The organism is Pseudomonas sp. CVAP#3 (assembly GCF_018986375.1).
GTDB classification, from domain to species: domain Bacteria; phylum Pseudomonadota; class Gammaproteobacteria; order Pseudomonadales; family Pseudomonadaceae; genus Aquipseudomonas; species Aquipseudomonas helvetica.
In genome coordinates, this window is sequence record NZ_JAHMSC010000007.1 from 15,478 (window position 1) to 30,368 (window position 14,891).

General features: G+C 59.6%; 12 protein-coding genes. All 12 read right to left on the minus strand.

Translation table 11 applies throughout. The features are described from left to right. Positions 1-6: 6 nt before the first annotated feature. Positions 7-1,380, minus strand: a complete 1,374-nt coding sequence (locus tag KRR23_RS13820) for a UDP-glucose/GDP-mannose dehydrogenase family protein (RefSeq protein ID WP_054597468.1) — start codon at positions 1,378-1,380, stop codon at positions 7-9. After that, a complete protein-coding gene (gene arnF / locus KRR23_RS13825; protein WP_123581655.1) occupies positions 1,377-1,790 on the minus strand; it encodes a 4-amino-4-deoxy-L-arabinose-phosphoundecaprenol flippase subunit ArnF in 414 nt (137 codons plus the stop codon). The genes KRR23_RS13820 and arnF overlap by 4 nt, the downstream gene beginning before the upstream one ends. Further along, on the minus strand, positions 1,787-2,131 hold the full coding sequence (gene arnE / locus KRR23_RS13830; protein WP_019690505.1) for a 4-amino-4-deoxy-L-arabinose-phosphoundecaprenol flippase subunit ArnE: 345 nt from the start codon (positions 2,129-2,131) through the stop codon (positions 1,787-1,789). The genes arnF and arnE overlap by 4 nt, the downstream gene beginning before the upstream one ends. After that, on the minus strand, positions 2,128-3,777 hold the full coding sequence (arnT, locus tag KRR23_RS13835; protein ID WP_216742948.1) for a lipid IV(A) 4-amino-4-deoxy-L-arabinosyltransferase: 1,650 nt from the start codon (positions 3,775-3,777) through the stop codon (positions 2,128-2,130). Before arnT ends, arnE begins: the two co-directional genes overlap by 4 nt. Then, on the minus strand, positions 3,774-4,658 hold the full coding sequence (gene arnD, locus KRR23_RS13840; protein WP_123581653.1) for a 4-deoxy-4-formamido-L-arabinose-phosphoundecaprenol deformylase: 885 nt from the start codon (positions 4,656-4,658) through the stop codon (positions 3,774-3,776). The genes arnT and arnD overlap by 4 nt, the downstream gene beginning before the upstream one ends. Beyond that, on the minus strand, positions 4,658-6,649 hold the full coding sequence (arnA, locus tag KRR23_RS13845; RefSeq protein WP_054597465.1) for a bifunctional UDP-4-amino-4-deoxy-L-arabinose formyltransferase/UDP-glucuronic acid oxidase ArnA: 1,992 nt from the start codon (positions 6,647-6,649) through the stop codon (positions 4,658-4,660). Before arnA ends, arnD begins: the two co-directional genes overlap by 1 nt. Continuing rightward, a complete protein-coding gene (gene arnC, locus KRR23_RS13850) occupies positions 6,646-7,665 on the minus strand; it encodes an undecaprenyl-phosphate 4-deoxy-4-formamido-L-arabinose transferase (protein ID WP_054597464.1) in 1,020 nt (339 codons plus the stop codon). The genes arnA and arnC overlap by 4 nt, the downstream gene beginning before the upstream one ends. 5 nt (positions 7,666-7,670) lie before the next feature. Further along, positions 7,671-8,810, minus strand: a complete 1,140-nt coding sequence (gene arnB / locus KRR23_RS13855; protein WP_019690500.1) for a UDP-4-amino-4-deoxy-L-arabinose aminotransferase — start codon at positions 8,808-8,810, stop codon at positions 7,671-7,673. A 459-nt stretch (positions 8,811-9,269) separates the two neighbouring features. After that, complete coding sequence (locus KRR23_RS13860; protein ID WP_216742949.1) at positions 9,270-10,376, minus strand: ABC transporter ATP-binding protein; 1,107 nt, start codon at positions 10,374-10,376, stop codon at positions 9,270-9,272. After that, positions 10,373-11,986 (minus strand): iron ABC transporter permease, encoded by a 1,614-nt coding sequence (locus KRR23_RS13865; protein ID WP_253912092.1) that lies wholly within the window; start codon positions 11,984-11,986, stop codon positions 10,373-10,375. Before KRR23_RS13865 ends, KRR23_RS13860 begins: the two co-directional genes overlap by 4 nt. A gap of 4 nt (positions 11,987-11,990) precedes the next feature. Next, a complete protein-coding gene (locus KRR23_RS13870; protein WP_216742950.1) occupies positions 11,991-13,007 on the minus strand; it encodes an iron ABC transporter substrate-binding protein in 1,017 nt (338 codons plus the stop codon). Positions 13,008-13,325: 318 nt separating this feature from the next. Beyond that, complete coding sequence (locus KRR23_RS13875) at positions 13,326-14,861, minus strand: glycosyltransferase family 39 protein (protein ID WP_216742951.1); 1,536 nt, start codon at positions 14,859-14,861, stop codon at positions 13,326-13,328. Between the last annotated feature and the right edge of the window lie 30 nt (positions 14,862-14,891).

Consider the following 14,891-nt stretch of genomic DNA (forward strand, 5'->3'; position numbering starts at 1 on the left):
CTGGGCTTAGACGGAAGAGGCTGGCCACTGCTGCTGAGGGATTGGCAGATTGCGCGACTCGCCACGACCCATCGGGAAGTACTTGAAGCCTTTGCGTGCCAGACGCTCGGCGTCGTACAGGTTGCGACCGTCGAAGATCACCGGGGCCTTGAGACGCTCTTCGATCAATTTGAAGTCCGGCGCCTTGAACTGTTGCCATTCGGTGCACACGATCAACGCGTCTGCGCCAACCAGTGCGGATTCCGGCGTGCCCATCAGCGACAGGTTCGGTTGATCCGGGTACAGGCGTTGGGTTTCCTGCATGGCTTCAGGGTCGAATGCACGTACGTGTGCGCCGGCAGCCCACAACGATTCCATCAGCACGCGGCTTGGCGCATCGCGCATGTCGTCGGTGTTGGGTTTGAACGCCAGGCCCCAGAGGGCGAAGGTCTTGCCTTTCAGCTCGCCTTTGTAGAACGCGTTGATGCGTTCGAACAGCTTGTGTTTCTGCCGCTGGTTGATAGCTTCGACCGCTTCCAGCAGGTCGCTGGAGCAATTGGCTTCCTGGGCGCTGTGGATCAACGCGCGCATATCTTTCGGGAAACACGAACCGCCATAGCCGCAGCCAGGGTAGATGAAGTGGTAGCCGATGCGCTGGTCTGCACCGATGCCCATGCGTACAGCTTCGATATCCGCACCCAGGTGTTCGGCCAGTTCGGCGATCTGGTTGATAAAGCTGATTTTGGTCGCGAGCATGCAGTTGGCTGCGTACTTGGTCAGCTCGGCGCTGCGCAGGTCCATGAACATGATGCGGTCATGATTGCGGTTGAAGGGGGCGTAGAGGTCGCGCATTACTTCACGGACTTCTTCACGCTCGCAACCGATGACGATGCGGTCAGGGCGGCGGCAGTCACTGACGGCCGAGCCTTCCTTGAGGAATTCCGGGTTGGAGACGATATCGAACTCCAGGGTACGCCCGGCTTTTTTCAGCACGCCTTCAATGTGCGCGCGCAGGGTGTCGCCGGTGCCGACTGGAACAGTGGACTTTTCCACGAGAATCAGCGGTTCGACGCGATGGCGTGCAACTGCATCACCCACGGACAAGACATATTTCAGGTCGGCCGAGCCATCCTCGTCAGACGGTGTTCCGACAGCGATGAACAGGACCTGACCGTGCTCGATGGCCATTTTCTCGTCGCTGGTGAAGTGCAGGCGCCCGCTCTCCAGGTTCTCCTTGACCATGCTCTCCAGCCCTGGTTCAAAGATAGTGACGTGGCCTTTCTGCAGCATTTTGATCTTGTTCTGATCGACGTCCATGCAGACGACATCATGACCGACTTCAGCCAGGACAGTCGCCTGCACCAGACCGACATAACCGCTACCAATTACACTGATTTTCATGAGGCATTCCTGACTTCTGTGGCGCGAGCAGTTCGAGAGTTGATAGTGATGACACCGAGGATGACCAAGGCCACCCCGAGTGTTTTGGAAAGACTGAAATTTTCGTTGAACAGCGGCAGGCTGGCGGCCAATAGATACACCAGTGCATAGCTGATACTCAACAGCGAGTAGGCCCGGCCCAGCGGCAGATCGCGCAGAGCGGCGAGCCAGCACAGCATGGACAGGGCGTAAGCGCAGATCGACGCCAGTACCACGCCGATCGCGAGCAGGTCGATATTACCGTTGCTCAGGGCCTGCAGCCACTGATCGGGCAGTGGCAAATGGCTCATGCTCCAGCGCATGCCCAACTGGGCGGCACTGACCAGTGCGACGCTGCCCATGGCAAAGCTGATTCCACGACGAAGGCTCATGCGTGCCTCCCGAGCAGAACGACGCCGGCGATGATCAGCGCAACGCCGATCCAGTGACGGCGATCAATGGTTTCGTGGAAGACGAAGTGGGCGGCCAGGGTGATCAGCACAAAGTTGAGGCTGAGCATCGGGTAGGCGATGCCGACTTCCAGGCGCTGCAACACCAGCAGCCATACCAGCAGGCCAAAGCCCAGGCACGCCAGTGCCAGCCACAACCACGGCGAGAGCAGTTTTTCGCTCCAGCCGGAGTCCTTGCCGCGCCAGCTTTCCACGGCGTATTTCTGGGCGATCTGGCCCATGCAGGTCAGCAGACAGGCGGACAACAGCAAAATCAGGGTCATGGCGCGCTCTGTGGAATGATCAGAATGACCATGTTGCCTTGCTCGTAACGCTTGCCATCCTTGGGCAGCAGGTCGAGTTCGTGGACTTCATCGTCACCCTTGACGCGCATGACGACACCAACCGGGCCGGTCTTGCGGGCTTCGCTCATCCACTGTTGCACGTGGTCGGTATCGACCCGACGTGCCGCGGCATCCGGGTAGTCCAGGCCATATTTCACTTCGCCGATGGTGTTGTACAACGCCACGTCAGGGCGTTGCAGACGCCAGGCCACCGCGGAGGCAGCGCCCAGGTCATTGCTCAGCAGGCTTTTGGTCTGGCTGAGTTCGTCAATGTGCTGGAGGACAAACTGGTCGGGCATCTTGTTGTAGACCACCGAGTGCGGCAATGCGGCCGGCAGGATGGCGATCAGCAGCCAGCTGCCGATTGCCGGCGCAGCCCATGCGCTCAACGGTCGAACCACCAGCAACAGGTTGGACAGGATCCAGCCCATGAGCACGATGAACACCAGCACCAGGCTGTGCATTTCATCGACATACACGGGTTTTTTCAGTTGCAGGTAAACCATCGCCAGCAAGGTGGTCAGGCCGATGACCAGGTTCAGCAGGCCGTTGACCTTGAACAGCCGGCTTTGCCCCAGGTTCAGTCGGTCAATCAGTGCATTGCCCATCAACAGTGCCAGGGGCAACAGGCACGGCAGGATGTAGGTTGGCAACTTGCCTTTGCTCAGGCTGAAAAACGCCAGCGGCAGGACCAGCCACAACAGCAGGAAGCCGGTGCTTGCCTGACGTCGGGTTTGCCAGGCTTGCTTGAGCGCCGAAGGCAGGAGCGCTGCCCACGGCAGGCTGAACGCCACCAGCATTGGCAGGTAGAACCACCACGGCGCTGCGTGCTGCGCATCGTCACCGGCAAAGCGGCGAATGTGCTCGTGCCAGAAGAAGAAGCGCCAGTAATCAGGTTCCTGCGCATGCACGGCCAGGACCCACGGCAGGCTGACGACAATCGCGACCGCGATCGCCATCGGGCCGTACGCCAACAGTTCACGCCAGCGCTTTTGCCAGATCATGTAGGGCAGGGCGATCAATACCGGCAGCAACCAGGCCAGGAACCCCTTGGTCAGGAAGCCCATGCCGCAGGCCAGCCCCAGGGTTGCCCAACTCATCAGCCGCGCATTGCGGCTGCTGCTGTCCAGCGCGAACCACAAGGCCACCAGGCTCAGGTTGACCCAGAATGTGAATTGCGGGTCGAGGTTGGAATAGCCGCCTTGACCGGCGACCACGGCGAAACTCATGTAGAGCAATGCGCTGGCGATGCTTTTACGCGGATCGTTCCAGAGCCTGCGTGCGATCAGGTAGGTCAGCACGATACTCAAACCGGTCGCGAGTGCCGACGCAACGCGCACCCCGAACAGGTTCTCGCCGAACACGGCCTGGCCGATGGCGATCATCCAGTAACCGGCAATCGGTTTCTCGAAATAACGCAGGCCCATGAAATGCGGCGACACCCAGTTGCCACTCAGGAGCATTTCCTGACTGACCTGGGCGTAGCGGGTTTCATCCGGAATCCACAGACCATGCGTGCCCAGCGGCAACAGATAGACCAGACCGAAAGCGATAAGCAGTAACGGCAAAGCCCAGCGTTTGCTCATGCGCCTTGCACTCCCAACCATCCTTCTCGGCCTTCAAGGGCGCCACGTAGCACGCGCCCCTGAGGCAGGGTTGTCGGTTGGGCGGGCAAAAGGTTACCCAGCGGCTGGAACTGGATGTCACGCTGACGCGCATCAACCAGCAGTTGACGGAAATCGTTTGCCATCAGAATCCCTTCTACCTCCGCATGTATCGTATATACGTTCAGCTTCGAGGGGCTGAATCGGTCAAGAATGTATGAGTTGAACTCATTGGCTGCTACGACGGGACCCACCACTTCATCGAAGGTTGGCAAGTCGACCGGAATTTGTGGCGTGCCGAGGCTGCCGTCTGCCAGCCGAGGCTGGAACAGGCTTTGTCCGCGACAGTCGCTGTTATAACGAAAGCCAAAATGCTGCTTGGCTTCGATGACCCGCTCATCGGCACGCCAACCGGCGGCCGCCGAACAGTCCACGCGCTGCCCGATAATATCGCTGAGGGTGTCTACACCCCGGCGAATCTGCTCGATCAGCTCGGCGTCGCTCCAGCGCCCTGCGTTGGCTTGCCAGCCGTGGTGATCCCAGGCGTGCAAGCCCACTTCATGGCCAGCTGCGAGGGTCTGGCGCATCAGGTGCCCCAGGTCACGGCCGATGGGCTTGCCTGGCCAGGCGGTGCCGGCCAGCAAGATGTCCCAGCCGTACAGACCTGCGGCATTGGAGCGGAGCATTTTCCAGAGGAACTGCGGACGGATGAGGCGCCATAAATGGCGCCCCATGTTGTCCGGACCAACGCTGAAGAAAAACGTCGCCTTGACTTGTGCTTCATCGAGCATCTCCAGCAACCGGGGTACCCCTTCACGGGTACCTCGGTAGGTGTCGACATCGATCCGAAGACCTGCCTGCATCAGCGCTTGTCCGCGATTTCGAGCATGGCTTCGCGCAGGAAGAAGTCCAGCGTGTTACCGATGGTTTCGCTCATCTCGACAGTCGGCTCCCAGTTCAGCAGGCGCTTGGCGTTTTCGATGCTTGGCTTGCGGTGTTCCACGTCCTGGTAGCCAGCGCCGTAGAACGCCTTGCTCTCTACGTCGCGGAAACCGGCGAACGGAGGGAAGTTGGCGCGCAGTGGGTGAGCTTCGAACTGACGCAGCAGTTCTTCGCCCAGTTGACGGATGCTGGCTTCGTTGTCCGGGTTACCGATGTTGATGACCTGGCCGTTGCACGAATCGTTTTCGTTGTCGACGATACGGGCCAGGGCTTCGATGCCGTCGGCGATGTCAGTGAAGCAGCGCTTCTGCTCGCCACCGTCGAACAGACGGATCGGGGTGCCTTCCACCAGGTTCAGGATCAGCTGGGTGATGGCGCGGGAGCTGCCGATACGGGCCGAGTCCAGACGGTCCAGACGTGGACCCATCCAGTTGAACGGACGGAACAGGGTGAAGTTCAGGCCTTTGGCGCCGTAGGCCCAGATTACGCGGTCCAGCAGTTGCTTGGAGACCGAGTAGATCCAGCGTTGCTTGTTGATCGGACCAACGATCAGGTTCGAGGTGTCTTCGTCGAAGTTCTTGTCCTGGCACATGCCGTAGACTTCGGAAGTCGACGGGAAGATCACGCGCTTGTTGTACTTCACGCAGTAGCGAACCAGTTTCAGGTTCTCTTCGAAGTCCAGTTCGAATACGCGCAGTGGGTTGCGGGTGTATTCGATTGGAGTGGCGATAGCCACCAGCGGCAGAACCACGTCGCACTTCTTGATGTGATATTCGATCCACTCGGAGTGGATGCTGATATCGCCTTCGACGAAGTGGAAGTTCGGGTGGCTGCGCAGACGCTCGATAGCGTCGGAACCGATGTCCAGACCATAGACGTCGTACTTGTCGTCACGCAGCAGGCGCTCGGACAGGTGGTTACCGATGAAACCGTTGACGCCGAGGATCAGTACACGGGTACGACGCGGGGCACGGCCCGATTCAGCGCCACGCAGTACGGAACCGTCGACCAGACCCAGTTCGTTGGCCAGTTGCGGGCCGCTCAGGTACAGACCGTTTTCGTTACGCTGGCCGGAAGTGACAACCAGCGAGTCTTCGCCGCAAGCGATACGCAGTGGATCAACGCTGATCACACGGCCTGGTGCCAGACCTTCGTTGCCCTTGACGACTTCAGCGCTCCAGACAATCAGTTTGTGCTCGCCCACGGCGCAGAAAGCACCCGGGTAAGGTTGGGTCACGGCGCGAACCAGGTTGAACAGCTCTTCAGCCGGCTTCTTCCAGACCAGCTTGCCGTCTGCCGCGGTACGACGACCGTAAACAGAGGCTTTGGATTCGTCCTGGGCGGTTTCGGTGATTTTGCCCTGAGCCAGCAATGGCAGGGTGTCACGCAGCAGGTTCGAAGCGGCTTCGCGCAGCTTGCCGTGCAGGGTCAGTGCGGTGTCGGCACGCTCGATCGCGACGCGTTGCTGGGCAATGATTGCGCCAGCGTCGGCACGCTTGACCATGCGGTGCAGGGTTACGCCGGTTTCGGTTTCACCGTTGACCAGTACCCAGTTCGCTGGAGCGCGGCCGCGGTAGGTTGGCAGCAACGAGCCGTGCAGGTTGAACGCGCCTTTGCGGGCGGTAGCCAGCAGTTGCTCGCCCAACAGGTTGCGGTAGTAGAACGAGAACAGGTAGTCCGGGTTCAGTTTGGCAATGCGCTCGATCCACAGTGGGTGGTTGACGTCTTCCGGTGCATGCACAGGAATGCCTTTGCGGGCGCACAGTTGAGCGACCGAGCCGTAGAAGGTGTTTTCCTTCGGATCGTCGGCGTGGGTAAACACGGCAGCAATCTCGAAACCTGCGTTGAGCAGTGCTTCGATACCTGCACAGCCAATGTCGTGATAGGCGAAAACAACAGCTTTTGAACTCATGGCGAAACCTGATCAGTAGTGGTGGAAGGCAGACCGTCGACAGTGGCAACGGGAGCAGGACTAGCGGGTTTGTTACGTAGGATTTTTTCGATAAAGAACCGCGGACGGGCGCGGACATCGCTGTACATGCGGCCCAGGTATTCACCCAGAAGGCCCATGCCGATGAATTGGCCGCCAGTGAACACAAAGAGCACGGCGAACAGTACGAAGGTGCCACCACCCGCCCAGCTGGCGCCGAAGATCAGGCGCAGGAAGATCAGCAGGAAGGCAAACAACATGCCCAGCGCCGCCAGACTGAAACCGATGATGCTCAGCAGTCGCAGTGGGGTAGTGGTCATGCAGGTCAGCAGATCGAACATCAGGCTGATCAGGCGCATCGGGCTGTACTTCGACTCGCCATGCTCGCGCTCGGCGTGCTGCACCAGAATCTCGGTGGTGTGGCGGGCGAAGCTGTTGGCCAGGATCGGGATGAAGGTGCTGCGTTCACGGCAGGCCAGCATGGCGTCGACGATGGTGCGGCGGTAGGCGCGCAGCATGCAGCCATAATCGCTCATGGCGACACCGGTGGAACGTTGCACGGCCAGGTTGATCAGTTTCGACGGCCAGCGGCGCAGGGCCGAGTCCTGGCGATTGTTGCGCACGGTGGCAACCACGTCGTAGCCCAGTTCGGCCTGTTCCACCAGACGGGGGATTTCTTCCGGCGGGTTCTGCAGGTCGGCGTCGAGGGTAATGACCACATCGCCTTTGCAATGCTCGAAACCGGCCATGATTGCCGCGTGCTGGCCGTAGTTGCGATTGAGAATGACCGCAACGACCTGGCTGCCTTCACGCTCGGCGGCTTCTTCGAGAATTTGCGCCGAATTGTCACGGCTGCCGTCATCGACCAGGACGATTTCGTACTCGTGTTTGAGTAGCTGACAGGCCGCTTCGGTCCGGCGCAGCAATTCAGGCAAGCTTTCTTCTTCGTTGTAGACCGGGATAACGATCGACACGCAGTTAATTGGATATGGCTTCAAAGGCTTCAGTCCAGAATGTTTTCAATGGCGCCAACGACGCGTTCGACATCGTCGGTAGTCATGTCGGGGAACAGCGGGATCGAGCACAGTCGTGCCGAGTTCCATTCGGTATTGGGCAGATGAATGCCCGGGAATCGCTGACGGTAGTAAGTGTGCAGGTGGGTGGCCACAAAGTGAATACCCGTACCGATATTCTGTTCTTGCAGGGCCTTCATGAACGCCTCGCGATCCATCCCGCAACGCTCGGCGTCAATGCGCAGTATAAACAGGTGCCAGGCGTGTTGTTGCGGGTAGGTCGGTACGCTCAGAGGTTGTACCGGCAGGCCTTCGAGGCGTTGCAGGTAGGTCTGCGCCAATGCGGTGCGTTTGGCGTTGATCTCGTCGAGGCGCTGTAGCTGCACCAGTGCAATGGCTGCGTTGATGTCGGCCAGGTTGTACTTGAAGCCTGGCTCGATGACCATGGCCTGAGGTTTACGGCCGTGGGTCAGGCGATCGTAGGCGTCTACGCCGAGGCCATGGAACTTGAGCATGCGCACTCGATCGGCCAGCGCTTGATTGTCGCTGACAAACATTGCGCCTTCGGCGCAGGTCATGTTCTTGATCGCGTGGAACGAGAAGATCGCGGTGCCCTGAGCGCCAATGGCGCGGCCACGGTAGCGGGTACCGGCGGCATGGGCGGCGTCTTCGATGACGGCGATGCCATGTTTGTCTGCCAGCGCATAGAGCGGGTCGAGATCAAACGCAGCGCCGGCGTAGTGCACCGGGATGATGGCTTTGGTGCGCGGGGTAATGGCGGCTTCGATGGCCTGGACATCGGTCATCAGGGTGTCACGGTCGACGTCGACAAATACCGGGGTAGCGCCCAACAGGCAGATCATGTTGGCGGTCGAGACCCAGGTCTGCGAAGGCGTGATCACTTCATCGCCAGGGCCGATACCCAGCGCCAGTAGCGTGATGTGCATGCCGCCGGTTGCAGAAGACAGTGCGACGGCGTGCTGGCAGCCTGTGTACTGTGCGAATTGCTCCTCCAGCTCCTGGTTCTTCGGCCCGGTGGTGATCCAGCCAGAGCGCAACACCTGCTCAACAGCGGCAATTTCTTCATCACCAATGCTTGGGCGAGAGAAGGGGAGAAAAGCCTGATTCATGTGGACCTCGGGTTTGGATATGTCAACAGCCCTTGAAGGCGGCAAGTCGGAGCACAACTTGCGAATCAGCTCGAAGCGGTGCTTCGAGGCGAAGTCGGTGACAGCGTAGACGAAAAAACGAAAAGTATATCAATCAGTTAACCAATCTTCTGGAAAAAGTGCACTAATTGACTTTTATTTTGTCGCTCGGCAGTTTGAGTGGCCCAAAGGCATCGCTCCGGATGCGCAGAGGGTAATCTCGAAAATGTGAAAGGGACATGAAAAACCGGTGTCGAGAATGTTTAACTGTAACCTTTACAGCAAATGTTCAGGGTTTTTCAACACTTACAGTCCTTTCTGGCAGCTATTGCCATTTTTCAGGCGCTGCAAGGAAAATCGTCAATTGGCCCGCACATCGCTAAAAAGATAGTAAATAGCTTGCCAAGACTACTTCACCCTGAGTTTGCGTCAAGCTGCAAACTATGGCGTTGCAACCGCCTGGCGGCGAGCAGGCTCAGTCAACACGTGCGCGTTACCGAGAGTTGAAATGTGTACCAGGCTGCCAGCGGCTGGTGCATGCACCCCGGAACTGCGAACCAGTAACGAGCGGCTTGCTGACTGTCCATCCGTAGCAGGTGAGGGTTGCTTCAGTTCCACCGTCAAGGTGCAGGTATTGCCGCCAAAGTCGCGATCGGTCACCACCCCGATGCAGCCATCCACCTGTTCCAGATCGGCGGGCTGACTGGAAATCTGCAACTGCTCGGGCCGCAACATGATCCGCGCTGCACCGTTTGGCGAGGTGCTGCTGACATTAACCCGTCCCAGGTCGCAGATGGCGTAGCCATTTTCGACCCGCGCCGGCATGACTACGGCATCCCCGAGGAACAGCGCCGTTTCTTCATCGCGAGGATGCAGGTACAGATCCATCGGTTGCCCGGTCTGCACCAACCGACCCTGGCGCATCACGGCCAGTTGATCGGCAAATGACAACGCTTCGGACTGATCGTGAGTCACCAGGATGGTGGTCACGCCGGTGTCTGACAGAAGTTTGGCAACCATTTTGCGCATGGACGCCCGCAGGCCGGTGTCCAGTGCCGAGAAGGGTTCGTCCAGCAGCATCAGCCGAGGTCGTTGCGCCAAGGCGCGGGCCAGGGCTACCCGTTGTTGCTGACCACCGGAAAGCTCGTGCGGCCAGCGCTGGCTCATGCGTGCATCCAGCGACACCATGTCCATCAGCTCGGCGACGCGTGCTTGCTTCAAGGCGGCATCACCCGACAGTCCAAAGGCAATGTTGCCGGCAACCGTCATGTGTGGAAACAACGCACCGTCCTGTGGCACATAACCAATCATGCGCTGATGGGCGGGGACTTCGGTCGAACCGTCGACCAGTGTCTGGCCGTTGAGCGTGATGCTGCCAGAATCGGGAAACTCGAACCCGGCAATCATCCGTAGCAGGGTGGTCTTGCCCGAGCCGGAAGGGCCGACGATGGCCGTGCGACTGCCCGCTGGCACCGACAGGCTGACGTTGTCCAAGGCAGGCAGGGCGCCGAAGGTTTTGTAGATGGAGTTCAGTTCGAGAGCGTTCATCGGCCTGCCGTGCGTTTGGATTGATGATAGAGAAGCGCGGTCAACGGAAGCGACAGCAAAATCATGATCAGCGCATAAGGTGCCGCTGCGGCGTAGTCAATTTCGCTGGTCATGGCCCAAAAACCGGTGGCCAGGGTGCGGGTGCCACTTGGCGAGAGCAACAGGGTTGCGGTCAGTTCATTGGTGATCGCCAGAAACACCAGCGCTGCGCCGGCGGCGGCCCCTGGTGCGGCCAGGCGCATGGTAATCAGCCAGAGCGCCTGGCTCGGCGAGCGGCCCAGGCTGCGGGCGATATTTTCCAGTTCTACCGGTGCCTGGGCAATACCCGCGCGCAAACTGACCAGCGCGCGTGGCAAGAACATCAGCAGGTACGCCAGCAGTACCGTGATGGTGGTCTGGTAAATCGGCCGGGCAAAGCTGATGGTGACGGTCACCAGCGCCAGCGCTACGACGATTCCCGGCAATGAACTGGTGATGTAGTTGCAGCTTTCCAGGATGCGATGCAGGCGCCCCGGCGAACGTATCGACAACCAGGCCACCGGAACTGCCGCGCAGGTGGTGATCACCGCGCCGACACTGGCCAGAACGAGGGTCTGCTTCAATGCCGGAAGAATTTCCGCCATGCGCCAGACGTCCGCGCCACCGGCAATCAACCATTGGGCCAGGGTAATCAGCGGCACACCGAGGGCCAGCGCGCTGGTGATGATCGGCAGTAAAAGTGCAGCGGCCTTGGTGTTGCGTGTCAGCCGCTGGGTGCGTTGCAGGCGCGCACTGCCGGAACCGACTCGTGCGTAACGGGCGTGGCCACGCGATGCGGATTCAGCGGTCAACATCAGCAGGCAGCACAGCGCCAGCACCCCGGCCAGCATATTCGCCGCCGGGCCGTTGAAGCTCGACTGGAACTGGTCGAAGATCGCCGTGGTGAAGGTGTCGAAGCGAATCATCGCGTACAGGCCGTATTCGGCCAGCAAGTGCAGGCCGACCAGCAAGGCGCCGCCACAGATGGCCAGGCGCAGTTGCGGCAGCACGACCCGGAAAAACACCGCCCAGGGCTTCAGGCCCAGCGATTCGGAGACATCTTCGATGGCCGGATCAAGGCGCCGCAGGGTGGCGGCGACTGGCAGATAGAGGAACGGGAAGTAGGCGATAACCGAAACCAATACCCCGGCAAACAACCCGTGAATCGGTGGTGCCAGGCTGACCCAGGCATAACTGTGGACAAAGGCCGGCACCGCAATCGGTGCCGTTGCCAGCACCGACCAGAGGCGGCGGCCTGGTAAATCGGTGCGTTCGGTCAACCAGGCGAGTGCCACGCCGAGCGCGATACACAGGGGAATCGTGATCACCACCAGCAACACGGTGTTGATCAAAAGTTCGGCCACTCGGGGCCTGAAGACCAGCTCGGCAATCGTCGCCCAGCCGGTCTTGATGGAAATGCCGATGACAAACGCTAACGGCAGCAGGGCCAGCAACGAGACCAGAATGGATATGGCCACAACCCACGAGCCGCTGCGCCTCCCGGAGACGCGGCGAGGGTGTTGACGAGGGTTGGCCAGAGTCGTCAGATCGACGACTTCACTAGCTTCTGGCAGCGCGACTGGCTTGGACATCGGATTACAACAACCCCGCCTGAGTCATCAGCTCGACGACTTTTTTGCTGTTGAGTTTGGAGGCATCGACCACAGGCGCGTCAAGTTGCGCCAGCGGCACCAGTTTCGGGTTCGACTCGGCTTTCTGGCCTACGGCGTATTCAAACGAGTTACCGTTTTTCAGAATGGCCTGGCCTTCTTTGCCGGTGATCCACTTCAGGAACGCCTGAGCTTCTTCCTGGTGTTTACTGGACGCCAGGACAGCGCCACCGGAGAGGCTGACAAACGCGCCCGGATCTTTGTGCTTGAAGTAGTGCAGCGAGGTGTTCTTGCTGTTTTCGCCGGTTTTGCTCTGATCGACGAAGCTGTAGTAGTGGTAGATCACGCCGCCTTCAATCTGACCGGCGTTCACTGCCTTGAGCACAGCGCTGTTGCCACGGTAGGCGGTGGCGTTGGCTTTCATGCCTTTCAACCATTCCAGGGTGGCGGCTTCGCCCTTGAGTTCCAGTACGGCGGCGACGATGGCCTGGAAATCGGCGCCGGCAGGCGAACCGGCCCAACGACCTTTCCAGCTTGGGGAAGCCAGGTCCATCAGAGACTTTGGCAGATCGGCTTCGGCCAGCTTGGCCTTGTTGTAGACAAACACGGTCGAGCGAGCGGCGATGCCCACCCATTTGCCATGGGCCGGGCGATAGGCCGAACCGATTTGCTCCAGGGTCGACGGCGCAACAGGGGTAAACAGCCCGGCGTTATCCACCAGCACCATGGCCGGGGAGTTCTCGGTCAGGAATACGTCTGCCGGGGAGGCCGCACCTTCTTGCACCAGCTGATTGCCCATCTCGCTGTCATCGCCATTGCGCAGCGTGACCTTGATCCCTGTTTCATGGGTAAAACCTTCGACCCAGGCCTTGGTCAGGGTCTCATGCTGCGCGTTATAGACCACGATGCCGTCGCTGCTTGGCGCAGCAAAGACATGGCCAGCACCCATAAGAGCGGTGGCGAGCAGCGCGATTTTCAGAAACGAAGGGCGACGATGATTCATTTTGTTAGCAGCTCCTGCAGTTTTATAAAGAATCAGATGGGCAAGCCTGTTGTTCGATTCCCGCAATCCCTGCAGCTCGCCCAGAACAATGCGAATCATTCGCATGGGTTTTGGTGGCGGCAATGTAGTGCGGGATATGTGAAAAAAACGTCAAGCAAGTCGTTAATCAATGTCGTTTGTATTTAGATTGAGGCGCTAAGGAGGGAGTTTGAAGGACAGAGTGGTTTGAATTCAAACACTATCGTCGACTGGCTCACTGATTTCACGTGAGCCGTGCAGGGAAGCATCGAGAGGCCCGATGGGCCTCTCGATCATTTTTCATTGGGCGGGGGCGTTGGGGATGAAGGCGACGCTGGCATCCGAGCGCGGATGCAGCAGCCGCTCACCGTTGTCTGGCTGCGTGACGACGGCCTGGTGGTCGACGCTCAGGTAGTTCAGCGGCAGCGTATCGCCACGTTTGTAGTGCGCGACAATGATGGTGCGCTGCGGGTTCCACTGCTGGCCGCTGTTCTTTTCCAGCCATGCCATGAACTGTGCGGTGGTGCCTTCGCGAGGGAAGTCCTTGCTTTCGGGCACGTAGTAGAAAGGCGCACCGTCGTTTTGCAGGTACATCGGGACTTTGTTGTCGACATCGACCATCACCATCCGCCATTGATTCCACGGTGCGATCAGGCTGGCCTGGGCCTTGACGTCCTTGCCGAACTGCACAACGCCGCCACCCGTGTTGCTCCAGGGCACGATAATCCCGAGGATCAGCAATAGCAGGACCGTCGTGACGCCAAAACCGATCTTCAGGCCGCGTCCTTCGGCTTTGCCGGCAGCGCGCCGTTCTTCCATGTGCCGGGTGACCCACCAGGCCGCCAACAGTTGGGCAAATGGTACTAGCGGCAAAACGTAGTAACTGCGTCGGCTACCACTGGCCGTGAAGAACAGGAACAGCAAGCCCAGGCCCCAGATCAACCAGCGGGCATTGGGTTCGAGTGTGCGCCAGTTACGGGCCGCGACCCACAGCCCAAGCACCCAGTACGGTGCCCATGGCAGGGTATAAACCGGCAAGTAGATCAGGTAGGTGTAAATGGGCCCGATGTGGTCGAACGGCTGGAAAAACCGCACCACGTTTTCCCGGAAGACCAGCCCCAGGCCGCTCTGGGCGGAGGTGGGTGCGCCGTAGATATTCGACAACACGAACGGCACCGCATAGACCAGGCCGGCAACCAACAGGGCGACGCACAGGCGCAGGTTGAGGTGACGTTTCCAGCGGCCTTCTTGCAGCAGATGCGGCAACAGCACCAGGCCGGGCAGGATAAAGCCGATCAGGCCTTTGAACAGCGAGGTCACGGACAGCAGCAGGAAGAACACGCAGTAGCGCCCGAGTCGCGTGTCGTCCGGGCCGCGCCAATACCACCAGATTGCTGCCAGCACACCGCAGACGGTCAGAATGTCAGCCGTCGCGACTCGGGCCCAAAAGACGAAATAGAAGGTGGTTGCGAGCATCCAGCCGGCGATCAGACCGGTGCCTTTGCGAAACAGTTGCTCGCCAATCAAGTAGACCAGCCAGACACTCAACCAGGCGGCAATCACCGAAGACAGACGCAAGGACCAGTGGCCCAGGCCGCCTGTAAACCAGGTGGTGGCGGTAATCAACCAGTAGGAGGGCAGTGGTTTGTCGTAATAGGAGCCGCCCATGAGGTACGGGTCGAAGTAGTTACCGCTTTGCAGCATCTGCAGCGTGATATTCGCCCAACGGGTTTCCGGGCCCCAAAGCTCCCGTGTGCCCAGTCCCAATAACAGGAGTAGCGCTGAAACCCCAAGCAGGATCAGCAGCGCGCGTGTTTCCGTTTCCCGCGACTTCATGTGGTATTTCCCTTAGGTCTCGACCGCCAG